This window comes from Pedobacter rhizosphaerae (genome assembly GCF_900111155.1).
In the GTDB taxonomy this organism is placed as follows: Bacteria; Bacteroidota; Bacteroidia; order Sphingobacteriales; family Sphingobacteriaceae; genus Pedobacter; species Pedobacter rhizosphaerae.
On sequence record NZ_FOGG01000017.1, the window covers coordinates 39,764 to 65,521 of the forward strand.

General features: G+C 40.0%; 18 protein-coding genes. 11 read left to right on the forward strand and 7 right to left on the reverse strand.

Annotated elements, in window-relative coordinates; all coding sequences use genetic code 11:
- Positions 1–270 precede the first annotated feature (270 nt).
- Positions 271–675, forward strand: coding sequence for a hypothetical protein (locus BMX11_RS14450; RefSeq protein WP_175474568.1), 405 nt, complete (start codon positions 271–273; stop codon positions 673–675).
- A gap of 156 nt (positions 676–831) precedes the next feature.
- On the opposite strand, the gene pepT is transcribed toward BMX11_RS14450, so the two are convergent.
- On the reverse strand, positions 832–2,088 hold the full coding sequence (gene pepT, locus BMX11_RS14455; RefSeq protein WP_090885464.1) for a peptidase T: 1,257 nt from the start codon (positions 2,086–2,088) through the stop codon (positions 832–834).
- Positions 2,089–2,149: 61 nt separating this feature from the next.
- On the opposite strand from pepT, the gene BMX11_RS14460 reads away from it, so the two are divergent.
- Genes BMX11_RS14460 through BMX11_RS14470 form a run of 3 tightly spaced genes read left to right on the forward strand, consistent with a single transcriptional unit; the run spans position 2,150 to position 5,263 of the window.
- Positions 2,150–2,881, forward strand: a complete 732-nt coding sequence (locus tag BMX11_RS14460) for a hypothetical protein (RefSeq protein WP_090885466.1) — start codon at positions 2,150–2,152, stop codon at positions 2,879–2,881.
- A 26-nt stretch (positions 2,882–2,907) separates the two neighbouring features.
- Positions 2,908–4,647 carry a M14 family metallopeptidase gene (locus tag BMX11_RS14465; RefSeq protein ID WP_245738673.1) on the forward strand — a complete coding sequence of 580 codons (1,740 nt, stop codon included), beginning with the start codon at positions 2,908–2,910 and terminating at the stop codon, positions 4,645–4,647.
- A gap of 4 nt (positions 4,648–4,651) precedes the next feature.
- The gene (locus BMX11_RS14470) at positions 4,652–5,263 is read left to right on the forward strand and encodes a rhomboid family intramembrane serine protease (protein ID WP_090885470.1); all 612 of its coding nucleotides are present in this window, start codon (positions 4,652–4,654) and stop codon (positions 5,261–5,263) included.
- Positions 5,264–5,340: 77 nt separating this feature from the next.
- Here the strand turns inward: BMX11_RS14470 and BMX11_RS14475 are convergent, their stop codons facing one another.
- Positions 5,341–6,324: a hypothetical protein gene (locus BMX11_RS14475; RefSeq protein ID WP_090885472.1), complete on the reverse strand. Its 984-nt coding sequence runs from the start codon at positions 6,322–6,324 to the stop codon at positions 5,341–5,343.
- Positions 6,325–6,463: 139 nt separating this feature from the next.
- Complete coding sequence (locus BMX11_RS14480) at positions 6,464–7,600, reverse strand: hypothetical protein (protein ID WP_090885475.1); 1,137 nt, start codon at positions 7,598–7,600, stop codon at positions 6,464–6,466.
- 80 nt (positions 7,601–7,680) lie between these two features.
- Between BMX11_RS14480 and BMX11_RS14485 the strand changes: the two genes are divergently transcribed.
- Positions 7,681–8,718, forward strand: coding sequence for a dipeptide epimerase (locus BMX11_RS14485; protein WP_090885477.1), 1,038 nt, complete (start codon positions 7,681–7,683; stop codon positions 8,716–8,718).
- Positions 8,719–8,936: 218 nt separating this feature from the next.
- On the opposite strand, the gene BMX11_RS14490 is transcribed toward BMX11_RS14485, so the two are convergent.
- Entirely contained in the window at positions 8,937–9,128 is a 192-nt protein-coding gene (locus BMX11_RS14490; protein WP_090885479.1) for a DUF6358 family protein, read from the reverse strand.
- 121 nt (positions 9,129–9,249) lie between these two features.
- On the reverse strand, positions 9,250–9,567 hold the full coding sequence (locus tag BMX11_RS14495; RefSeq protein WP_090885482.1) for a rhodanese-like domain-containing protein: 318 nt from the start codon (positions 9,565–9,567) through the stop codon (positions 9,250–9,252).
- A gap of 180 nt (positions 9,568–9,747) precedes the next feature.
- Here BMX11_RS14495 and BMX11_RS14500 point away from each other — a divergent pair, with 180 nt between their 5' ends.
- Both BMX11_RS14500 and BMX11_RS14505 read left to right on the forward strand, forming a co-directional pair.
- Positions 9,748–10,908 carry an acyltransferase family protein gene (locus BMX11_RS14500; protein WP_090885484.1) on the forward strand — a complete coding sequence of 387 codons (1,161 nt, stop codon included), beginning with the start codon at positions 9,748–9,750 and terminating at the stop codon, positions 10,906–10,908.
- A 66-nt stretch (positions 10,909–10,974) separates the two neighbouring features.
- A complete protein-coding gene (locus BMX11_RS14505) occupies positions 10,975–11,994 on the forward strand; it encodes a LacI family DNA-binding transcriptional regulator (protein ID WP_090885486.1) in 1,020 nt (339 codons plus the stop codon).
- Between the two features lie 1,178 nt (positions 11,995–13,172).
- Here BMX11_RS14505 and nagB read toward each other — a convergent pair.
- Positions 13,173–15,098, reverse strand: coding sequence for a glucosamine-6-phosphate deaminase (gene nagB, locus BMX11_RS14510; RefSeq protein ID WP_090885488.1), 1,926 nt, complete (start codon positions 15,096–15,098; stop codon positions 13,173–13,175).
- A 145-nt stretch (positions 15,099–15,243) separates the two neighbouring features.
- Here nagB and BMX11_RS14515 point away from each other — a divergent pair, with 145 nt between their 5' ends.
- From BMX11_RS14515 to BMX11_RS14525, 3 genes are all read left to right on the forward strand, one after another.
- Positions 15,244–16,440, forward strand: coding sequence for an anhydro-N-acetylmuramic acid kinase (locus BMX11_RS14515; protein WP_090885490.1), 1,197 nt, complete (start codon positions 15,244–15,246; stop codon positions 16,438–16,440).
- 245 nt (positions 16,441–16,685) lie between these two features.
- Positions 16,686–19,772 (forward strand): SusC/RagA family TonB-linked outer membrane protein, encoded by a 3,087-nt coding sequence (locus BMX11_RS14520; protein ID WP_090885492.1) that lies wholly within the window; start codon positions 16,686–16,688, stop codon positions 19,770–19,772.
- Between the two features lie 16 nt (positions 19,773–19,788).
- Complete coding sequence (locus BMX11_RS14525) at positions 19,789–21,084, forward strand: RagB/SusD family nutrient uptake outer membrane protein (protein WP_090885494.1); 1,296 nt, start codon at positions 19,789–19,791, stop codon at positions 21,082–21,084.
- Between the two features lie 223 nt (positions 21,085–21,307).
- Here BMX11_RS14525 and BMX11_RS14530 read toward each other — a convergent pair whose 3' ends face one another.
- Complete coding sequence (locus BMX11_RS14530) at positions 21,308–22,054, reverse strand: DeoR/GlpR family DNA-binding transcription regulator (protein ID WP_090885496.1); 747 nt, start codon at positions 22,052–22,054, stop codon at positions 21,308–21,310.
- Positions 22,055–22,292: 238 nt separating this feature from the next.
- Here BMX11_RS14530 and BMX11_RS14535 point away from each other — a divergent pair, with 238 nt between their 5' ends.
- Positions 22,293–25,757 (forward strand): SusC/RagA family TonB-linked outer membrane protein, encoded by a 3,465-nt coding sequence (locus BMX11_RS14535; RefSeq protein ID WP_090885498.1) that lies wholly within the window; start codon positions 22,293–22,295, stop codon positions 25,755–25,757.
- Position 25,758 lies beyond the last annotated feature (1 nt).

Genomic DNA, 25,758 nt, shown 5'->3' on the forward strand with positions numbered 1-25,758 from the left:
ACTCATTGATTCGTCCACTCATTCATTTTACTTCGTAGCGAAAAATTGGCGTTATGTCTTATTTTATTTATTTTTGATGCGATCATCCCTGTTGTTTTATATTTTATTTTAAGTAGAAATAGAGAGAATGGCAGATAAGCAAAAAAAATCAGCCCTTAGTCTTCTTCCCCAGATGGAAAGGAGCACAAGTATAACTGATAATAAGTATTCGATAAGCATGATTTTGGAAGGTGGCACACAGGCCCTTTCAAGTAAATTGGAATTAGGCTTATGAGAAATACGATGATATTACTTTGCCTGTTGATAGGCATTACCGCATCTGCTCAAAAACCAGTTACCAAAGGCGTACAACTCGATCTGACGAAAGTATCTAACTTACAGATTAAAACGGCTATTACTGCACTTCAAAATAATGATGCGCGCACCTGGTTTTCATTATTTACCCCCAATGTAATATTTTGCTATGACGGCTATCAGACCTCGTTTAAAGGTTTTTTCAGAAAATCATTCGGTCATGAGCATTTTACCAGCATTGATCGTGTAGAAAACAATGGCCTGGATATTTACGGGAGCTTTCATTCCGATCAATGGGGCGACTTTAAAACTTATTTTAAGTTTCAACTCAACAAGAGCGGTAAAATATGGCGACTTGATGTTGGCCAGGCGGCTTATTAATTATAAAGGATTGAATTTTGAATTAGAGAATGAGTGAATTTTAGCAGCGACTGCCTATCATTCACCCATTCCATCATTCCATCATTCACTCATTCATTCATTCAATCAATCAATCATCCACACATTCAATCCCTCACTCATTCAATATTCATCAGTTTATTTTGCTTTTTCTTCCCAAATACAGGCAATATTGATGATGGTTTGTACTGCTTTCTCCATATCCTGAATGCTTACCCATTCCTGTTTGCTGTGAAAAGCATGCTCACCAGCAAAGATGTTAGGGCAAGGTAATCCCATAAACGATAGTCTTGAGCCATCTGTTCCGCCTCTAATGCTTTGTTTTTTAACAACAACACCTGCGCGTGTAATCGCTTCTACCCCATAGGCCACAATTTGTGGGTGTTGGTCTAGAACTTCTTTCATGTTGCGGTATTGAGCTTTAATTTGAAGGTTATAACTAGAATTAGGATAGTTTACCATCACCTTTTTTATCGTCTCTTCCAGCAACTCTCCGTGCGACTGAAGTTTGGCATTATCAAAATCGCGGATAATGAATTGTGCTTCTGCTTCCTCTACCTGACCTTTAAAGGCCACAGGATGAATAAATCCTTCTTTTAATTGAGTAGTTTCTGGGGTTAGGGTATCTGTTGGAAGCGCATTTAAGATTTCGGTGATTATTCTGATTGCACTTTCCATTTTTCCTTTGGCAAATCCGGGATGTGCACTCACACCTGTAACCGTTAGTTTTGCACCATCGGCCGAAAATGTTTCATCCTCAATAGAACCTAAGGTTTCTCCATCAATGGTATACGCAAAATCTGCAGCAAGCTTTTTAAGGTCGGCCTTGTCTACGCCTCTTCCAATTTCTTCATCGGGGGTAAAGAAAATTTTAATCGTTCCGTGCTTTACATCCGGATTTTGCATTAAAAAAGCAGCCGCTTCCATAATTTCTGCCAGGCCAGCCTTATTGTCTGCTCCGAGCAGGGTTGTTCCGCTAGCAGTAATAATGCTGTTGCCAATCTGATGTTGAAGGTCGGGGTGTTCAGCCATTTTTATGATCACTTTATTATCATCTGGCAGAATCAGGTCCTCACCTTGATAATTATCATGAATAATTGGTTTAACATTTTCACCACTGCTATCAGGTGAAGTATCCATGTGTGAGCAGAAACAAATTACGGGAACTTGTTTCGTGGTATTGCTTGGAATGGTACCATAAACATAGCCGTTAATATCTATTTCTGCATCAGAAATACCCATTTCTAACAACTCGGCCACCAATGCTCTTCCCAAATTTTTCTGCTTTTCTGTAGAGGGGCAGGTGGGTGAACCAGGGTCTGATTGCGTGTCAATCTTGGCATATTTTATAAATCTGTTCTGTAACGAACCATTGGAATTGTTGTATTTACTCATAATTCAAAGGTAAAAAGTTATGGATATTCAATAAACATATTATTTTTGAAAAAAAAACGATATGATCCCTAACTTATTGAAAACTATCTCTGTATCACTTTTCTTCGTTTTGATTACGGGTTCTATTTTTGCGCAATCAAATTATTTTAAGCTTTCGTATGGTTTTGGTGTGGGTGCTAACCGCTCATATACTGACGTAGTTAAGGGCGGAACAGGCTACACTGCATACGGTGTTTTTGATGTGCATGTTACCCCGTTTGTTACTGCAGGATTGGAAGCTCAATATGGTATGGTTCAGGGAGGAGATATTGTTACAGATCCGCATAACAGACAGTTTATTAATAAATATACTGCTGTTAGTGCTAACGTTAAGTTTATGCTGGGGGAGGTGCTTCGCTATGAAAGAAGCGACTTTTTATACAATATTCGCGGTTTATATGTTGGAATTGGCGTTGGGGTGATTAACAATAAAATGGATGACATAGTGCGCTATAAGCCATCTTGGGCCGCTTATGACCCAGGCTTTGGACCCTTTCCTGGTAAAGATAAAAGTTTAAACCTCGTTACACCCGTTAATTTAGGCTTTAACTATTTCATCAATGATGGTTATGGATATATGAGATACATCATTAATTTTAATGTTCAATCGAATATCACTTACGGTGAAGGTTTAGATGGTTATGATGACCCGAGCCGCAATTTTGAAAATTATTCGCCAGATATTTATAATACCTACACTATAGGTTTCCGTTATATGTTTGGCAATATCAAGGTTTACCGTAAAACACTTTAAAGCCCCCCTGTTTACCGTTAATTGCAATGAGGAAATTTCTCCTATGGGCATCAGTTCTTTTCTCTTTAAGTACGATGGTACAAAAAACACCCTACGAACAAAGCGGGAAAAAGGAAACGACAACCTATACCGCGGCTATCTCCTATTATGAGCATTTGGCGAAGGAATATAATGAGGCCAAACTACTCACTTATGGTTTAACAGATTTCGGGAAGCCTTTGCACCTCCTGGTTTTGTCAAAGGATAAGATTTTTGATCCAGTAGCCATCAAACGCAGTAACAAGCGTGTCTTATTAATTAATAACGGTATTCATCCGGGAGAACCCGAAGGTATAGATGCTTCAATGATGCTCGCCAGAGATTTATTGCAAAAGCATCAACTGCCCAAGGATGTGGTGATTTGTATCATTCCCATTTATAATATTGATGGGAGCTTTAACCGGACAAGTACCTCAAGGGCCAATCAAAACGGGCCTGCCGCCTATGGTTTTAGAGGAAATAGTAAAAATCTGGATCTTAACCGCGATTTTATCAAAACCGATTCTAAAAACTCAGCAGCCTTTCAACAGATATTTAATAGCTGGCAACCAGAGATTTTTGTAGACACGCATACCAGTAATGGAGCCGATTATCAATATGTAATGACGCTAATTCCTACTCAAAAGGATAAGCTCAACCCATTGCTTTCTAATTATTTAACGCAGGTGCTTGTCCCGGATCTCTATCAGGGTATGGAGAAACAGGGCTATCCAATGGTTCCCTATGTTAATGCTATTGGCGAAACTCCAGAAAGCGGAATCACGGGTTTTATCGAGTCGCCCAGGTACTCTACAGGCTATACCACACTGCACAATACCATCGGCTTTATGCCCGAAACGCATATGCTTAAAGATTATCATCTTCGGGTAGATGCTACCTATAAACTATTGGAGCAGTATATACACATCACGCAAAGAGATGCAAAAATAATTGGGGAGAATAAACGCAAGGCAGATGAAGCGGTAGCGGTACAAAAGATCTTTCCTTTAGCCTGGAAGTTAAATCAAGCTGAATATACAGATTTGCGCTTTAAGGGATATGAAGCCGGCAAGAAAACCAGTGCCGTAAGCGGAGCTGATCGGCTATATTATGATCGGAGTAAACCCTACACCAGGAATATAAAGGAATGGAATAAATTTGAGCCCGCAGTTACAGTAGAAAAACCTATAGCCTATATTATTCCAAAAGCCTGGGATAGGGTAATCGAACTGCTAAAACTCAATAATGTAAAACTAAAACAGCTTAAGGCAGATACCAGAATAACTGTTGAAAGCTATTACATTGCTGATTTTAAAACCACTACCCGGCCGTACGAAGGGCATTACCTGCATTCGGGCTTGAAGGTTGAACCTGTTTTTCAGGATCTACAGTATTATGCCGGTGATTACGTGGTCTACGTAAACCAGCCTACTAACCGGTACATTGTAGAAACGCTCGAACCTCAGGCTACAGACTCTTTCTTTAACTGGAATTTCTTCGATTCGATTTTGGATAGGAAAGAACATTTTTCTGCTTATGTGTTTGAAGACACCGCGGCAGAACTCTTAAAGAAAAACCCAAAACTGAAAGCGGCGTTGGAAACAAAGAAGGCTACAGACAGTACATTTGCTAAAAATCCTGCTGCTCAGCTTGATTTTGTCTATAAAAATTCTGATTATTACGAGAAAACACATAATCGATATCCTATTGGGCGCTTAATTTCTGCTCAGGAGCTCGATTTAAAATAATTTTATGGAATATTTAAACGCTGCACCCGTAGCTTCACTCATCTTCGTTTTTACCCTCATTACGAGTTTATATGCCTTTTACGATCACAGTATTTACGGTAAGTTTATGCTCCACCCATACAGCGTATCTAAAGGCCATCAGGTTTATACCTTAGTTACCAGCGGATTAATTCATGCCGATTGGATGCATTTGTTTTTTAACATGTTTACCTATTATGCCTTTGGTTTTGCCTTAGAAGGCTTGCTTGGGAGCTGGCAGTTTGGTTTACTCTATCTTTTGTCGCTGGTTTTAAGTGATTTGCCAACCGTTTTTAAATACAAAGACAACTACAATTACCACAGTTTAGGGGCCTCTGGAGCCGTAAGCGGATTGCTGTTTAGCTTTATACTTTTTAATCCGATGTCTAAAATATATATCATGTTTATTCCGATTGGAATTCCTGCTGTGGTTTTTGGCGTTTTATATCTGATTTACTGTGTTTATGCATCCCGCAATTCCAGAGATCATATTAACCATGATGCACACTTTTTTGGGGCACTTACAGGATTGATTTTCACCATTATCTTTAAACCAGGTATTATTATGCATTTCTTTGAAGCACTTACTGGAAGGTAGTTTGGAGTATCAGTCTTCAGTCTTGATTAACGATTTAACTCCTTAATGTTTAATATTTTTTCAGCGATTCCCATCCACTACCCTGCATTCGGCAAACAAGGCTTTTCAAAAAAGCTCATAGGCTCTTCAGGGTTTTTAATAATCTCGAACAAGACATAGCCCCAGGGTTTCCAGAAATTTTCTAAAACCTGACCATAAGTTTTATGTTGCCAGGCATCAAACAGGGGTTTGCTCATGTTTCCCCTTAATGGCATAGCCTCAATATAAGTGATCCCCTCTACAGGCATAAATGTATATTCGGGCAGGCGATTAAAAAGGTAGGCTGAATAATAGAACCTCGCGCTTAGCTCTTCAAATTGCTCTGCTGTGAGGGCTTTACCCTGTATTTCATTAATAATATCCTGATGGTAACGCTTGTTGGTTCCGTTATCCTGAAGGCAGGCAATGATGCCAAAATCCTTCATTTTTAAAGAAAAAGTGAGCGTATTAATCTCGTCGCGGAAACTGAAAGGAGTGGCTTCGTCAGCAAGCTTAACCACGGTGATAGACCAGGGAGTAAAATCCTCAAATTCAATCTGCGTATAAAGATTCTGCATCATGAAATTAAGGTTAGCAAATTTCATCATCAAAGACTGCGACATATTTAAACCGTCAGCAGTCATTTCTTTGCGCAAGGCCGAATGCATCTCAATGTAGATAAAGCCATAAAGGAATTTGCCTATCCAATTAAAAAGGTCTAATTCTGATAATGCAGAAACCCCGGCGTAACCTTGCTTAAAAGCATCACTGATTTTAGCTTCCAAAGGATTTAGAAATTGCTCGTTAATCTCTGTATTAACAGGGATAAATAAATCCTGATAAGAACGGATACTCTCATCCAAAAATTGAATTTGCTCCTCACCTGTTAATCGCGCAAGGTTTAATAGCCACTGTGGTAAAAGCGGAACCTGGACTACAGGAGAATTAAAGGTTTTGCCACTTAAGAAGCAGGTTTTGTATAGAAAATCGAAATTTTGGAATGGATTGTATAAGCCGTTATTCATCGCTACAATATTAACCATTATATTTTTAGGCCATTGTACCGGCAGGAATAAATGACTGAATTTTGAATGAGAGAATTATTGAATGAGAGAATGAGAGAATTTTGAAGGGCGCATGATGGACAGCGTTACTAAACTCACTCATTCAAAACTCACTCTTTCAATAATTATTGTAAAAGGCCCCCACCTGATCAACCAGCTGGTTATATATTGGTTTGGTAAATTCTACAAATAAAGTGCTCGGTGGCGGAGGTACAATTTGTTTTCTCCTCGTTAAAGCCAATTGTTGCTTGCTCAAAGCACGTTCATCTCCCTTAAAACTAGCCCATCTGTCTCTCCAAACATAAGTGCCGGGAAACTTTTGTTGGTTTACTATTTTTCTGCTTTGCCAGTCGGTAATGGTCATGTCCAATAAGCCTGATGAAGATATGTTTTTCTCAAATATGCTTAAAGTAGCCTTAACCGTTCCATAGATAGGCTTTCCATCACGGGTTTGCCCAATTTCTACACTATCGCGTTTAAGCTTTTCTACCCTTTCTTTCACGTAAGTTTGTCCAACAATGAAATCATCAAAATCCAGGCTTAACACCTGATCTGGAGCTATTTTCTGATTAGTTGCCTGTTGTTCGGTATAAAAAACAACGAACTTATTTCTGGCATAATCGGCAATAAACTGATCAATCTGCTGTTGAAAATAGTCGGCACTTAACTTATAAGTCGGGCTATTTACCCTAATCGGTTGAATAACTACTCGTGTTACGGCGGCCCAATAGGCATCTTCCAGTTTAATTTTGATATCCTTATAGTTAGCCTGCAGGTTTTGTACCTTCTCAAATTCATAGTAGGCTTTCTTAGCCGATTGACGGGTGTTTACTTCAAGATAGCTTAATCCCGAATTGTATCGGGCAGTAGCTGCATTGTATTTACTTTCCTCAACCGCTTTAATGTATTTCCCTGCATTGGGAACAATTACTAAACAAGCCGGACAGCTGTTAATTTCATCAGCCAGTTGATTGAGCTTTTGATAATCATATAAGATAGATTCCCAACGGAAAGGATCATTGCTGAGTTTGGCATCTTCAATTTTTCTTAAATGATCTTGTAAGGCAAAGCTATAGGCAGTTTTTAAAACTTCCTGTGCTTCTGTATTTTTAGGTGAATTTTGCAAGCGACCTACTGCTTTCAGCACAGATGCGTCATAATCGCCTTTTTGAAGTGCTTTTTTGCCAGTGGTACATCCTCCTATAATTATTAAGGATAAATAAATAAAATACCGTAATCTTGAGATGTTTTTCATGACAGCGCTTTTTTGTGTTAATGAACAAATATACTTTTGTTAGGCGAAAAATAGCCTACTTAATTAGATGACGATTGATGATGAAAATAAGTTGCAAGCCGTTTGAATTAGAATTAAAGCATCCATTCTCGATTTCAAAATTTACCCGAACCAGTACCCCCTTAATGCTACTCCAGGTTCAGTATGAAGATGTAATCGGGTATGGAGAAGCTTCTATGGTGCCCTACATGGGCGAAAGCTATGAAAGTGCACAGGCTTTTCTAAACTTAATAGATTGGAGCCGGATTCAGTATCCATTTAATTTTCAGAAGATTATTGCTTATCTGGATCGTTTAGCCCCCGGTCAGCCAGCCATTAAGGCGGCCGTGGATATTGCATTGAATGACATAAACGGCAAAGTATTGGGGAAACCCTGCTATGAGATTTATGGCGCAGACCCAGCCAAAATGCCTGTCACTTCTTATACCGTGGGAATTGATACGCCAGAGGTAATCAGAGAGAAGTTAAAAGATGCCGCAGCATTTAATGTTATTAAGGTTAAACTGGGAAGGGATAACGATCAGGAAATTATCGAAACCATTAGGAGCATGACGGATGTGCCCTTGTATGTAGATGCTAATCAGGGCTGGACAGATAGAATAAAATCTATCGACCTCATTTATTGGCTCCATAGCAAGGGGGTTGTGCTCATAGAACAGCCTATGGATAAATACGATATGGAAGGGAATGCCTGGTTAACAGAACGAAGCCCGATTCCGTTATTAGCCGACGAAGCCATGCAGCGCCTGGCCGATATGGATCAATTAAGAGGCGTTTATCATGGCATCAATATTAAATTGATGAAGAGTTGTGGCATGTACGAAGGTCATCAAATGATTTTAAAAGCACGCTCCTTTGGTATGAAAGTACTAATTGGCTGCATGAGCGAAACCAGTTGCGCCACCTTAGCAGCAGCAGCCCTAGCCCCCCTCTGCAATTGGGCCGATTTGGATGGACCTTGGTTAACAACCAATAATCCATTTACCAACCCAGCTTTTGAAAATGGAAAATATCAATTGCAGCAACTACCGGGTTTAGGGTTAACGGGCATTGATCCTGGTTTTTTTGGTGGTATTTAATTATTGAATTATAGAATGAGAGAATGATGGAATGACAGGATGAGAGAATGACAAGATGATTAGAGGCAATCGCTAGATTCTATCATTCTAAATCCACTCATTAAATTATAGAATTATAGAATGATGGAATGACAGGATGAGAGAATGACAAGATGATTAGAGGCAATGGCTAGATTCTATCATTCTAAATCCACTCATTCACTCATTAAATTATTTCGCTACTTTTTTTCTTTAAAAGATTTGCGGAGCTCTTTAGTAAGCTGATATTTGAAATAGAAGAGACAAGCGGCTACGCCTACCAAAAAAGCGGAAGGCAGGTATTTATGGTTCTGATAACACCAAACCACGCCACATATAGATAAAATAATAGCGAGGTTGTAAAAGATATTTAAAGCAAATTTCTTACCCATCAAGTTAATTGTTGAATTAGAGAATGATTGAGTTTTGAGTAATTGAATTTTGAATGAGCGAATGATGAGGTTGATCGCTACATTCCTCGCATTCAAAATTCAATCATTCACGCATTAATATTTAGTAAACAGGCATATTCGGGTCAAAAGCTTCTTGCCAGGCTAAAATCCCGCCTTTTAAATTGTATAAGTTGTCGTAGCCATACTGTTGCTCCAATTGCATTACTGCTGCAGCACTTCTTTTGCCACTGCGGCACTGAATAATTACAGGCTTGTCTTTAGCTACTTTGTCTGCTTCAATTAAAATACCTCCCAAAGGGATATTTTCTCCATTAAGATTAGAAACCTCATATTCAAATGTTTCACGAACATCTATTAGCTGAAAATCTTCGTTATTATCGATTTTCTCTTTTAGTTCTTGTACCGATATTTCTTTCATTTTGTCAAGTGTATTTATGCAAACTTAGATAAAACTAAGCAGCATTGTGTAAAAATTAAGCAAAAGTTTATTAATGGAAAGGGATATTCCCAAAAGCATTTAAAATAATGATGCAGGGATATTTCGAATTATAAAAACAATAATCTAAATTAGGTTGCTTAACCAAACTATACTACACCAATGAGTGAACCCAAACCACGTCTGCTTTCATTAGATTTTTTTAGGGGATTAACTGTAGCAGCAATGATTTTGGTTAACAATCCGGGCAGCTGGGGACATATTTACGCCCCTTTAGAACACGCAGAATGGAATGGCTGTACACCTACAGATTTGATTTTTCCTTTTTTTCTGTGGATTGTAGGCGTTTCTATCGCTTTTGCTATGAGTAGCAGCAAAGCAAATCCAGAACTTCATGGCAAAACCATTTTAAAGGCCATTAAAAGGGGTTTAATTTTATATGGCTTAGGCTTCTTTTTAGCCATTTTTGGAAAGATTATCTCGGCCATTATCCAGGATACCTCCATTTGGGAAGCTTTTAGAACGGTGCGCTTACTGGGTGTATTGCAACGTATCGGAATTGTTTTTATCATCAGCAGCATTATTTTCCTGAAAGTATCCAACAAAGCTATTTTTAAAGCCTTAATTGTGATTTTAGCAGTTTATTGGGCGCTAATGACCTTTGTTCCAGTTCCTGGGGTAGGTTATGCCAATATGGAGAAAGAAACGAATTTGGCCGCCTGGATAGATCGGGGAGTTTTAACAGAAGCACATACCTGGGCATCATCTAAAACCTGGGATCCCGAAGGGATTTTAAGTACGCTACCAGCCATCGGAACTTGTTTGTTTGGTATTTTGGTGGGCGTTTGGATGCGCAGAAAAGACGTAGACAATGCCTCAAAAGTGGCCTGGTTATTTACAACAGGAACTGCTGCGGTTGCCTTGGGCTTATTGTGGGATTTGCAATTCCCAATTAATAAAGCGTTGTGGACAAGCTCATACGTCCTTTACGCCGGAGGTTTGGCTTCTATAAGTCTTGCCTTGTGTTATTGGATTATTGATGTGCAGGGATATAAGAGATTTACCACGCCATTTGTTGTATATGGCGTTAACGCCATTACCGTTTTCTTTTTGGCCGGGCTGATGCCAAGGGTATTAAACCTGATTTCGATTACTCAAGCTGACGGGACTAAAACGCCTTTATTGGTATATTTCTACAATACCTGTTACCAGCCATTCTTTTCTCCTATAAATGCATCCTTAGTTTGGGCCATTAGTTATGTGCTCGGCTTCTATGTGCTATTGTATTGGATGTACAAAAAGAATATAATCATTAAGGTTTAATTGAGTCAGTACAGCTGATTTTTTGTAAATTTATTTCCTGCAATTACATTTTGCTTATTCTAATCATTGAAAAAGAAAACTACTATATATGACATCGCCAAGGCACTTAACATCACGGTATCTACAGTATCGAGAGCATTAAGTGGTTTTCCTGCTATAAGTGATGCCACACGCACAGCTGTGCTGGAAACGGCACAAAAGCTCAATTACAGTCCCAACAAGTTGGCCTCGGCACTTAAATCTGGTAAAACGCATATTATTGGTGTAATTGTTCCAAGTGTTCAGGCGCATTTTTTTGCTTCTATTATTCATTGTATCGAAGATGGGCTAAAGGATAGTGGCTATCGGGTTATTATTTATCAATCTAACGAATCTGTAGAAAACGAAATTAATGGTGTAAAAACGCTACTGGAGGCACAGGTAGATGGCATTATGGCTTCCATGTCTTTAGAAACGGAAAATGTAGATCACTTTGCAGAAATCATTAAGCAAAACAAGCCCCTTATTCTATTTGATAGGGTACATCAGGATCTAAAGGTTCCTACCATTACCTTGAATGATTTTAAAGCAGGCTATATGGCCACGCAGCACCTGATTGATCAAGGGTATGAAAGAATCGCCTTTATTACCACCATTCATCAAATTAAAATCTTTAACGATAGGCTAAAAGGGTATAAGGCCGCTTTACAAGATAACGGTCTACCTGTTTTAGAAGAACACATAGTTTTTGGAGGTTTATCCATTAAGGATGGCCGATTTGGATCAGGCAAACTCATGCGCAGTAAGAATAAGCCCGATGCCATTATTGCCGGAGATGATTTTACTGCATTGGGCGTGATTAAGAAGCTCAAAGAGATTGATGAAACGCCGCCAGAAGTGGGTGTAATCGGTTTTGCCAATGAAGCATTTTCTGCCTATATCACGCCTAACCTGTCTACCATAGATCAGCATGCACCACAGATAGGGAAAGAGTGCGCCAAAATGTTCCTAAAAATGGTTAAGCAAGAAGATCCTTTTGAGGAAATAGCACATATTGTGTTAGATCCAAGCCTCATCGCAAGACAATCAAGCATTAAGGAACCGTAGCCGTTCATAGAAAACACGTCATCACATAACCGGGCTGAGCAACATCTTCCAGGAGGTTTAGGCGGTCGCAACTCCCCTCCTTTTTTCAAGGAGGGGGTGCGGATGGAATGTGTGTAGGCAGGGGTGGTTATTACAATGAACTTAAATGCCTTACATGGTAAAAAAGGATCGAACCATATAAGCCAACATGAGTACCTCTCCATATCAGCCAATAATAAATGTTAAGATTCCCTCCTGCGAGGAAATGACGACGGTTGAGGGGTTAGGCATCATGCTAACTGCCGAAAATAATTTACAGTCCTTCCCGAAGCACGCCCTCCGGCCTAGCAGCATTTCGCCGGATAGGACAGCCGAATGCTTGCAGTTTCAATCGGTTACGTACTGCCCAAGGGAATAAGCAGCGAGGGCTGGCCAGAAGTGTAAATGCCTAAGCCTCTTATTACCGCCATCTGCATTCGGATGCTCATAGCCAAGAAAGGGTGCAAGCCTTGGCTTTTCGGTACCTTTTTGCCAAGAAAAAGGTACGAGCCCTTCCGGCGGCGAGGAAAAAAAATATTATGTCATAACGAGAAAAGGAATTATTCCGGCCGGTGAGACACCTACCGGTAGGTTAAAATCACCTGCATTCAGCCACGGAAACACAGAACACACGCAAAAATCCTCCAAGAGGTTTAGTCGATGGCAACTCCCCTCTTTTTTCAAGGAGGGGGTGCGGAAGGTGTGTGAACAGGCGGGGGTGGTTATTACAATGAACTTACATGCCTTAAATGGTAAAAAAGGATCGAACCATATAAGCTATAGAAGAACATGATAGCCTCTCCCTATCAGTCAATAATAAGGCAAATGCAAAGTCGTAGCGAGACGCTACCAATGCTATTAAGTTAAGCAAAATGGTGTCTGAGCTTCCCGATATGAAATCGGGACAAGTAATCGAAGGCCTTCTTAATAAGGATAAAACTGAAATGAATTGCCCTTCGACAGGCTCAGGATGACAATACATTTTAGTTTTCTCCTTAAGTTAATAGCATTGGAGACGCTACAACTAGGAAAAAGTAAAAGAAAAATTATTCCGGTCGGTGGCATACCTACCGGTGGTTTAAATATTTAACCCCATCAAGGGCATAAAAAAACCTGCTCTGAATAAACAGTAGCAGGTTTTTCTTTATGAAGAAGATTGATTAATCTTCAAATTTCCATCTTACAAAAGCTTCCATCGCCTCGTATTCTGCAAGACCAAGCTCATCATAAGCTTTTGCAGTATCGCGGTTGCGGTCTTCAGCACGTTGCCAGAATTCTCTTGCGTCATCCCCAGGGAAAACAGCTCTGTCTTTTTGGCTCTGGTGTTTGAAGATTGCATATTTCTTGCGCTCAAGCTCCTGTGGAGAAATTGGAACAGCCATCTCGATTTCATAAGTTTCAAACTCATGCCAAGCACCACGGTACATCCATAACCAGCAGTCTTTAGCCCATTCTTCGGTTAAACGAAGACGTTTTAAGGCCGCTAAGATAATGTTGAAACATACAATGTGTGTGCCATGTGGATCCTCAAAATCGCCTGCCGCATATACTTGCTGAGGTTTTACTTTTTGAAGAAGCTCCATTGTTAATTCGATATCCTTATCGGTAACCGGATTTTTCTGGCTTTTTCCGCTTTCATAGAAAGGAAGCGCCTGGAAGTGGATATGATCATCTTCCAATCCGCAGTAACGTGCACCGGCAATAGCCTCACCTTTTCTAATCAAACCTTTCACAGTTTGTATTTCAGGGGTATCTATCTGGTTTGGTTTTTTATTGTCGATGAAAGTACGCATGTTTTGGTATAAACTTTTCAGTTCTGAATTGTCCATGCCCATTTTCTCGGTAAAATCTACGTTGAATTCTACAAAACGTAATGCGTCATCGTCCCAAACAGCAGTGTTACCTGAAGTTTGATAAGCCACGTGAACATCGTGTTTCTGATCTACCAAACGGATGAATGTTCCGCCCATAGAGATCACATCATCATCGGGGTGTGGGGAGAAAATAATAACCCTTTTTTTCGCAGGCTCGGCCCTTTCCGGACGTTGAGAATCATCTGCATTGGGCTTACCTCCCGGCCATCCGGTAATGGTGTGCTGTAATTTATTGAAGATATGGATGTTGATGTTATAAACCGGACCTCTTTCTGTGGCCAGTTGCGCCATACCGTTATTGTTATAATCGTCTTCTGTTAATTTTAAGATCGGTTTTTTCAAGGTGTTGGCTAACCAAATCACCGCTTTGCGGATCAATACTTCAGTCCATACACAATCTTTAACCAACCAAGGGGTGTTGAAACGGGTCAGTTCTGAGGCTGCAGGTGCATCTAAAATGAACTCTACGTTTTCAGAAAGCTGAAGATAGGTTGCCGGAACATCTCCAGAGATTTCTCCTTCTACCGCTTTTTTAATAATAGATGCTTTTTTACGGCTCCAGGCCATCAAAATGATTTCTCTCGCTCTAAAGATGGTACCAATACCCATGGTAATCGCCTTTGTAGGTACGAAAGATTTACCACCGAAATCTCGTGCAGCATCACGTCTGGTTAAATCGTCTAGCGTTACTAAACGTGTTCCAGAGTTTGGTGCAGAACCCGGCTCATTGAAACCAATGTGACCGGTACGACCGATACCCAGAATCTGGATGTCTAAACCACCTAGATCACCAATTTTCTTTTCGTAATCTAAGCAGAATGCCGGAATGTCTTCCAGCGCCAACGTCCCATCAGGAATGTGAACATTGTGCTTTTCGATGTCGATGTGGTCGAAAAGGTTTTCATTCATAAAGGTCACATAACTCTGTGCCGCCGTTGGCTGCATCGGATAATACTCATCCAGGTTAAAGGTGATCACATTTTTGAAACTTAAACCCTCTTCTTTGTGCAGTCTTACCAGTTCGGCGTAAACTGCGATTGGGGTAACACCTGTTGCTAAGCCCAGTACTGCAGGTGCGTTGTTTGCTTGTTTGGTTTTAATGAGGTTGGCAATTCTGTGCGCCACATTAACCGAAGCAATTTTTGGATTTTCGAACACGCTTACGGGTAATTTCTCGAAACGTGTCTCCTCCAGTAGATTTAATCTAGCCATTTTTTTGTTATGGATTTTAATGTACGGAGCAGTAAATATAGAGACTTATAGTTAATTTTTAGTAAAGGATAGCTACTTTTATTGCAAGTATTCTATTAATGATTAAAACAAACGTTTGATCTTTTTTACTTTTAAAACTGTTCTTATGAATAACCAAATACAAAGCCTGTATAATAAAGCAGCAAAGGCTGAGCGTTTAATTATTGGGTTGATGAGCGGCACCTCTATGGACGGGTTGGACATCGCACTTTGCGCTGTTGAAGGGAGCGGTTTGGATACCGAGATTAAAATTCTTCATTTTAAAACCGGTGATTATACAGTAGATTTCAGAGAGCAGATCAAAGCTATTTTCTCTAAACGGGAGGTAGATTTACAGTTGGTTTGCCTAATGAATGAATACATTGCTAATGTTCATGCAGCGCTGATTAATGAAGCCTTACAAGAATGGGGTTATGAAAGCCAACAGATAGATTTTATTGCCAGTCATGGACAAACTATTTTCCATGCGCCAAAATCATTGCACCAACTTGAAAACTATCCAAATGGAACTTTGCAAATTGGTGATGGAGATCATTTAGCCGTTAAAACAGGGATTATCACCTTATCTGATTTTCGACAAAAACACCTCGCTGCGGGTGGAGAAGGCGCGCCATTAGCGGTTTATGGAGATTATCTTATTTTCTCTAAAAAAGGGGAAGACCGCATTATGCTAAATATTGGCGGGATAGCCAATTTCACTTATTTGCCAGGCGTGCTGGATGCTGCTCAAATTTTTTCGACTGATGTTGGTCCGGGAAATACCTTAATGGATCAATACATGCAAAAGCACTTTAACCGGTTCTACGATAAAAATGCTTCAGTGGCCAAACAAGGGGATTGTAATCAGCAATTATTAAAAGCTTTGTTAGATTGTGATTTCTTCGATTTGGATTTTCCTAAAACAACAGGACCAGAGTTATTTAATCTCAGCTATCTGGAAAATGCACAGCAAGTATCCGAAACAAGCGATTTAAAACCTGAAGATGTAATGGCTACTTTGTGCCATTTTTCTGCTTCCGGGATTGCCGATGCTATACATAAATGCTTTGGAGAAGAGGCTAAACCGCATATTTTTACGAGCGGTGGAGGCATGCATAACCCGCTGTTAATCGAACTATTAAAGATAAAGCTTCCTCAGGCTACTTTCCTAACTACAGACGATCTGGAAATTAATCCAGACGCAAAAGAAGCTGTTCTGTTCGCCATTTTAGCCAATGAAACCCTATGTGGAGAACCGATCAATTTTGGAAACAGACAGGGCGTGCCTTCGGTTTGCATGGGGAAAATTAGCCTCCCAGCGTAATTGGAATGATTGAGTTTAGCATGATGGAAGAATTGAACCCACGATAATATACCCATTCACTAATTCAATCATTAAGTCATTCATTCATTCACTCACTCAGTCATTCACTAATTCAATCATTCACTAATTCATTCATTCTCTCCGTATTTTGTATACTTAATTGTACAACTATAAACTTTTGATTGTCAGTTAATTTATTAAATTTGTTATCATGCGAATCTAATTAATTAACCAAACCAAATTTTATGGAAAAAAGTTACCCAAATTGGTCACCAAAGTTTCTTGCAATTTTGATGATCCCATTTCTGCTGCTCTTATTTTCAGAAATGGCCCAGGCGCAAAACAAGCGCTACACTATCAGTGGAAAAGTAACAGATGCTTCAGGAAACGCCGCCATTCCCGGAGCAGTAGTCAAAATTTTAAACACCACATTAGTAACGAGTACCTCTTCCGCAGGGAATTATACTTTTGCAGTAGATCTGGCACCTGGCAAATATCAGATCCAGTTTTCTTATGTCGGTTATAAGTCAGTTACCCAATCAGTTGACTTGGGTACTGGTAATACTGTTCAATTAAACGCCAGTCTTTCAGGGGATGCTGTTGGTTTGGACGAAGTTATTGTAACGGGTACTTCTCAGGGTACCACCAGGAAGCAACTGGGAAGTTATGTAAGTACCGTTAAGGGCGATGATTTGAATAAGGCACCAAGCGGGAATGCTTTAGCTTCCCTTCAGGGAAAAACTCCTGGCGCTCAAATTAGTCAAAACTCCGGAGACCCTGCGGGTGGTATATCTGTTCGGTTAAGGGGGATCAGCTCGGTTAACTCCTCATCAGAACCACTTTATATTATTGATGGCGTAATTGTAAATAACTCAACCACAAGGGTAACCAATACTTCAGGTAATTATGATGGAGGAAACTTTGTTGGAAGTATTGGCCAAAATAGAATGGTAGATATCAATCCAGCGGATATTGATCACATAGAGGTATTAAATGGTGCTGCGGCTGCCGCAATTTATGGATCGAGGGCCAATGCAGGGGTAATCCAGATTTTTACCAAAAGAGGTAAAACCGGAGAGCCACAGGTAAGTTTCAATACCAGTTTGGTCATCAGCGAACTTCGTAAGCAGATAGAGGTTAACCAGGCACCTATCAAATTTGGAGGATCAGTAGATGCACAAACACAAGATATCTTGACCCCAACCTTAACCAATACCACTCCGGTAACCAGATATAACTATCAGGATTACATTTTTAGAACAGGTATTGGTACAGATAATTCGGTGTCGGTTTCCGGAGGTAATGATAATACTAAGTTTTACACCTCTGCAGGATATTTCTCTAATCAGGGGATTATTAAAAACACTGACTTCAGAAGAATGAACTTCAGGGCCAATTTAGATCAAAAGATTAATAATTGGGTACGCATGACAGCTGGTTTTAATTATGTCCATAGTGATGCCAATGAAAAACCAGATGGAAATTCGTTCTTTTCACCAATGAACTCCGTTACGATTATTGGTAATTTTCATGATTTGTTTACCAGAGACGTATTGGGTAATCTTAAAGCTGTTGGCGAGCGTGGTCGGGTTAATCCGGTATCAGTTATTGAAGATATCAAACAACGCCAATTTGTTAACCGGGTTATTGCCAATGCAGGATTAAAGTTAAATCCCGTGAAAAACCTAACCGTAGACTATTCTATGGGTGTAGATAACAGCATTCAGAATGGAACAACCTACATCCCTCCCTTTGCTTATAATGTGAGTACAGGTTTTTTTGGGGGTGGCCCAACATTAGATCCATCTTTGAATGGATATGCGAGTACTGCAAATGCCACTACTACCTTGTTTAATAATGAACTGAATCTTACCTACGATGCTAAATTATCTAATTTATTAAGTTCTACAACACAATTAGGAGGTTCTTATCAATACCAAAAAGATCTGTTTAGTTTATTAAACGGACGTGGACTTGCTCCTTTTACACAGGTCGTAAATTCGGCGAGTACAATTCTGGTTAATAATGACTCGAGGTCTGAGTTTTCGATCAGTGGAGCATATTTGCAACAGAATTTCAAATATAAAGACCACCTATTCGTAACTGGCGCATTGCGCGTAGATCAATCGACGGTATTTGGTGAAGATAACCGCACTCAATATTATCTAAAAGGCAATGTGAGTTATGTGCTTTCATCTGCCGATTATTGGAAAAAATTGGGTATAAGTTCCTGGTGGAATTCGTTTAAATTGAGGGCTGCATATGGAGAATCAGGAAATCTTACCGGAATTCAACCTTATGACCGTTTCAATGTCTATTCGCCAGGGTCACTTAATAGCAGAACTTCATTAGTGTCGAGCGGTATATTAGCTAACACCTCTGTAAAGCCTGAGCGTCAAAAGGAATTAGAAGTTGGAACCGATATGTCTTTCTTTAATAATCGGTTGGGCGTAACATTTAGCTGGTACAATAAGAATGTAAGCGACTTATTACTTCCGGTTGTTGTTGCACCATCAACGGGTTTTTCTAGTTTGCTAGATAACATTGGTGGTACATTAAGGAATAGAGGAGTTGAACTCATGTTAACTGGTGTGCCGGTAAAAACAACTGATTTTAGCTGGACGACTACCCTGATATACAACCGGAACCGGAATAAGGTTATCGGGTCTGGTGCAAGAAGAACACTTGCTACAAATGCCGGGGCACCCGTTTCTATAATAGATGGATATCCTGCAGGGGTTTTTTGGGGTAGCTATTTTGCTAGAAATGATGACGGAACTTTGTTAACAAATGCCCTGGGCATTCCACTGGCAGAAGCTCCGAGAGTAAATGGTGTACCTAGTGGAACTCCTGTACAAAAAGTGATTGGTGACCCCAATCCAGACTACACGGGCTCTTTAGTTAATGATTTTACCTATAAAAAATTGAGTCTTCATATTCAGCTAGATGCAGTTCAGGGTGGCGATGTTTGGAATGCAGATTGGAGAACCCGTCAGGGGGTAGGTAATGGCAAAATAACAGAGGCAGAAGATTTAGGACAATTACCAAGGGGTTATGTAGCCGGTGTTTATAATATAGAAGAATGGCGTATAGACGATGGTTCGTTTGTGAAGCTAAGAGAGATTTCATTAAGCTATAATATTGGTAAAGTGAAATTTGTTAAAGATTTGACAGTTAATTTAAGTGGAAGAAACCTCATTTCCTGGGATAATTACAAGGGGTATGACCCAGAATTAAATTCAGGAGGGCAATCAACCCTTTTGAGAAATATCGATTTTGGCTCAGTTCCTATTCCCCGTACCTTTTCTATAGGTTTAAAAGCAACGTTCTAACTTAAAACTATTTGTTATGAAAAATTTAAAATCAAAATATACGATCTGGACATTCCTGTTGTGTGCATCTGTACTTTTAGGTGCCTGTAAGAAGGAATATTTAAATCCTAACGGAGCCAGCGCCACTGATGTATTGTCTTCTGCCAAAGGGCTTACGGGGGTAACTGTAGGTTTACAGAAAGCTTACTCTACATCCAGGGCTGGCCTTTTGTATGCCTCTCTGTCATTAAATGGGATTACCACAAATGAGTTAATCTCTATCAATACCGGAAATACAAACGAAGAGCGCCTGATGGCGGGTGGAGTTCAGGTTGATGGTAACAACACTATTGTGTTAGGGGTTTGGACAGCTTCAAATAAGATTATTTATGATGCTGACAATGTTATTAACAATGCAGTTAATTTGGCCGACAAGAACTATGCAGCAGGACTAATTGCTCATGCCAGTATTTTTAAAGCCATTGCATTGGGGAATTTGTCTGAGTTTTGGGAGAAAATTCCTGCAGGAATCGGGCTAAATGTAGGTTTCATTAATCGGTTGGATGGTTTCAATAAGGCTATAGCTACAATCGAGAATGCACAGGCTGTTATTGCCGCCAATGCCATCAGCACAACCTTTTTAGGGAATATTCCTACGGGAGTAGACATTCCCAATACACTTAATGCTTTGAAGGCCAGATATGCGCTGTTTGCTGGTAATTATGCGCTGGCGCTAACGGCGGCAAATGCAGTAGATTTAACAAAGAGGTCTACCTTTACTTATGATGCACTTAATCTGAATCCAATTTTTGAAATTGCTACTTCTACAAATAATGTAGTGCAACCTAAAAATATAAATTTAGGTCAAACAGGGGTTAATGTTCCCGATGCAGGCGATTTGCGCATTCCATTCTATACTGTAATTAATACCACAGTGAGGATAAATGGGTTTGGGGTATCTACTTTTGCACAAATTCCACTTTACCTGCCTGGAGAAATGACACTAATCAAAGCGGAAGCTTATGTTCGTCAGGCCACACCTAATTTGGCCAGCGCTTTAACAGAGTTGAATAAATTAGTGACCAAAACGCCTGCTCAAGACCCTTTTGGTGTAGGAGCTGGATTACCTGCCATTACGGGTTCGCCCACTGCTCAAACGCTTTTAGATTTGATCTACAAACACCGGTGCATAGAATTATTTATGTCAGGGCTTAAGTTAGAAGATATGAGGAGATTTAATCAACCTCTAACCGATCGGAAAAGGAATTTCTTTCCTTACCCTTTTGCAGAGCGAGATAATAACACCAATACCCCAGCCGATCCAACGTTTTAAGACAAAAATTGTATCATAAAATTCAATTATCAGTCTTGTCGAAGGATCTGTGCAGCGGAACATCGCTAAATAAACAGAAAACCAATCTGCGAAAATCCATTCTAATCTGCGGGAGAAAGTATTCTTATACCTCCCGCAGATATAAGAGGATTAGACAGAAAAGGATTCTTTTCGGGTTGTCGATCCTGAGCTTATCTAAGGATCTGTGGAGGAGAACTGCCTTCTACAATATATTTAATTCCTTTGTTCGATAGTTTGCCAGCAGATCGTCGTTTACATCCAGCTCCGTAATCAGATAGCTTATGCTTTCTATCGGGCAAACTTTTAGGCGTAATGCAATATCCAGTTTCTCGGAGATGCAAAGCACGGCAGTTCTTTTAGAGCAGGCCAGCATCGCCTTTTTGAGTTGATTAATTTCCCAGTAAGTATCTGTTAAACCTTCTTCAGGATGAAGTGCACTAGTACCCATCAAACATAAATCTGCTTTTATTTCAGCCAGTTGAGTAATCACATGCCCGCCATAGGTAACCTGCGAATTTTTGGAGAATAATCCACCAATTAAGATGACTTCAATATTGTTGTATTTCGCTAGCTCCACCGCAACCAACGGACTAATAGTAAAAAAGGTAGCCGTAAGGCCCTGAGGAAGTTGTTTAACCAGTTCTAAAATGGTCGTTCCTCCCCCTGTTAATATCACCATTCCATCTTTGATCAGGTTGGTCGCTTTTTTAGCAATGGCAATTTTGCTGTCTCTCGCATAAACCGTACTGTCATCAAACGAACTGTGGTACGATTTGGATAATGCCCCACCATGAACTTTATAAAGTAAGCCTTCGTCTACCAGCTCCTGCAAGTCTCTTCTGATCGTATCTTCTGATACATTGAGTAATTGTACCAGATCTGATGTAAGTACCCGATTATGAAGGTTAATCTGGCGCATAATGAAATCATGGCGTTCTTTTTTGAGCATAGTGGTTTGGTTTAGAAGCGAATGTATAAAAAGATTTTGAAAAAATATAAAACTGCGTTTTTTTGCTTGTTTGTGCAAGTTTGTCTTTTTAAACAAGTAAATGAAGAATATTATTTGCATTTATAACCAAAAACATTTTATATATTTACTAAACTAAACTTAAAATGCGTTTTTATGCGTGTTTGATAAACTACAAATAATCAACAAAACTAATTATTAACTTATCCCTAGTCAGTTTATGAAAAAAAAGCTACTACTAATTTTTATTGGTACCTTTTTGCTGTTTGCAAATGCTATTGCCCAGCAAATTACAGTTACCGGTAAGGTCACGTCGGAAGACGGGCCAGTGCCAGGTGTTTCCGTTCGGGTGAAGGGAAGCAATATGGTGGCACAAACCAATAGCGATGGGCTGTATACGATCAAAGCATCCAAAACAGATGTTTTGGTTTTTACTTTCATCGGATATCTTACCGCCGAAAGACCTGTTGCAGGTAATACAACCATTAATGTAAGTCTTAAAACCGATTCAAAAGGTTTAGATGATGTGGTGGTTGTAGGTTATGGAACCCAGAGAAAAGGCAATGTTACCGGCGCAGTTTCTACTATCGACGTTAAAAAAACTTTAGAAGGCCGACCTATCTCAGATGTTGGAAGGGCATTGCAAGGTGCAGCTTCAGGTTTGAGTATTACCGTACCCAGCGCAGAGATCGGCTCTGATCCGGTAATCCGCATCAGGGGTCAGCTGGCATCTTTTAACGGAAGTGCCCAACCCCTGGTATTGGTAGATAACGTGGAGATTCCAAGTTTGCAATTGGTTAATCCTAACGATATTGCCAGCATTACCATCTTGAAAGATGCTGCTGCTTCATCTATTTATGGTGCAAAGGCAGCTTTCGGGGTAGTTTTAATTACTACTAAAACCGGCTCTGCAACAGATAAACCATCTATAACCTACTCTAATAACTTTTCATATCAAAACGTGTGGAAAGACCTTAAAATGGCTGATGTAAATGGCTTGAAATATACAGTTGATGCAGCCGAACGAATAGGTGTAACCACACCAACAGGTGCCTTTTATTACGTAGATAGGGCCAGTTACGAAAAGGCAGCTGCCTGGAAGGAGAAATATGGCAGTACTATAGGTCCAGATGATCCTACTGTATTTGGTAGGGATTGGTATGTGCAGGGGGCAAACCAAAAAATGGGGGTGCGTACCTATAACCCTTACGATTACATGGTAAGAGAGTGGGCACCAACGCAGCAACACAACCTGTCTATAGGCGGTACATCTGGTAAAACGTCTTATAACATAGGTTTGGGTTTACTAGATCAATCGGGTATGTTAAAGCCGGCAAAAGAAGATCGTTTTACACGTTACAACGCCTCGTTTAAAATTACCAGTGAGATTAATAAATACCTCACCATTAGAGGAGGGGCAATCTACTCAAGAAGAAATAAGCAGTATGCGTATACCACCAGTTCTACAACGGCCGATCCATGGTTATACCTGTACAGATGGAGCTCAATTTATCCATTGGGTAAAGATGAAAACGGCGACCCTATACGCAGTCCGGAAAGCGAAATTGCTTCGGCAAACACCGCTAATATTCTTTTAAATTATGCCAATGTGAATTTAGGGACAACCGTAAATATCCTCAAAAATTGGAAAGTGGATTTAGATTATACTTTTACCAATCAAAATGAAGATTGGAGAAGGCCTGGAACGCGTTTCACGGCAAGGAATTCATGGGTTGCGCCAAAAGCAAGGCTCAATTCAAGTGGCGCACCAATTTACGTGAATGATATGGGGCAGGTAGTTTCAAGTACCTCCCCTGGAGCAATTGCTGCATACGATTTGTCTATGGATATGTATACTACTCCAGGGTCCAGTCCTGATCATTTTGCCCGGACCGCTACAAGTTTCTACAGCCATACCATCAATGCACTTACCACCTACAATTTAAAATTGAAAGAAGACCACGATTTTAAATTTATTGCAGGTTTAAACCGTGTAACCAGCACAGCAGAAGCTCAATTTGGTCAGATTACAAATCTCTCGGATATCAATAACCCTCAATTTAGTTTTGGAACTGGTTTGCAAACCGTTCTTCCAACAGCGGTTTCCCTTGGGTTAATTCCGGGAGGGATCCGGATTTTTGCACCAGATAAAATATGGGAATCTCAATTGGGTTATTTTGGCCGTATTAATTATGCCTATAAAAACAAATATCTTTTAGAGGGTAATATCCGTTATGATGGCTCTTCTAAATTTCCAGAATTTTTATGGTGGAGATGGTATCCTTCCTTTTCTGCAGGCTGGGTAGCCAGTGAAGAGAAATTTATGGCCTGGACAAAACCAGTATTGGATCAGTTAAAATTCAGGGCTTCCTGGGGATCCATCGGAGATCAATCTGTGCCCAATGATTTGTATCTCCCGATAATGCCGAATGGGCAGGTATCCTGGATTTTAAACGGTGCGAGAGCGAATTACGTGGGAACACCAAGAGCAATTGCCGCAGATATTCAATGGCAGGATATCGTAACAACTAACTTTGGTGTAGATGCTACGCTACTCAAAAATAAACTCACGGCCTCATTTGATATATTCCAGCGAAAAACAGAGAATATGATTGTGCCAACAGAAGGTATCCCGCTTACCTTTGGTATTGCTTCTCCACAGGGCAACTATGGCGCATTAAATACCAAAGGTTGGGAGCTTACTATCGATTTTAATCATCGTTTTCAAAATGGTTTGGGCTTAAATTTTAAAGGAAATTTATCCAATGCTAAAACTACCCTAACAGCGTATGGTTCTGGAACACAAATTACTTCTAACTATAATGGAAAAGATATAGGTGAAATCTGGGGATATCGTACAGATAGGTTATATCAAATGGACGATTTTGAGCTTGACGGATCAGGAAAACCAATATTATTTACCCTCACCGCTGCAGAAAGTAAGTTGAACGCTGGCAAGCAGGCTTATAAGTTAAAGCCAGGTCCAAATGGCGAAAAACCAGTATATCAACCTTTCGTGCAAAACTCAGCTAATTTCCGTTTTGGCCCGGGTGATGTGAAGTTCAAAGATGTAAACGGCGATGGGGAGATTAGCAACGGCGATGGAACCTTAGCCAACCCTGGCGATTTAGAAGTTATCGGTAATTCTAATCCACGGTATGAGTATGGTTTCCGTTTAGGAGCAGATTTTAAAGGCGTAGATATCAGTGCTTTCTTCCAGGGCGTTGGTAGCCGTAAAATCTGGGGAGCGGGATTCTTAGCTATTCCGGGTTTCAACTCTGCAGACGGTGCCATGCCGGAAGCCATTGCAAGTAACTATTGGACACCACAAACACCAGATGCTTTTTATCCTGCAGCTTATAATAATGCTGCAAGCAATACCACTAATAACATGCAGGTTCAGGATCGTTACTTATTAAATATGGCTTACTTAAGGTTGAAAAACCTAACTGTTGGCTATACTTTTCCTTCAACACTGGTTAAAAAGGCAGGAATCAGTTCCTTAAGGGTATATACCGCTTTAGAAAACTTCTTTACCTGGGATCATTTAGGCGATTTGCCTATCGATCCGGAAAGTGTGAGTGGTTATTCGGTTTGGGATCAGAACAACTATAACAGCGGGCGTACCGGTACAGGTATTCCAGCTTTCAAGAGTGTTTCATTTGGTGTACAGTTGAATTTTTAAG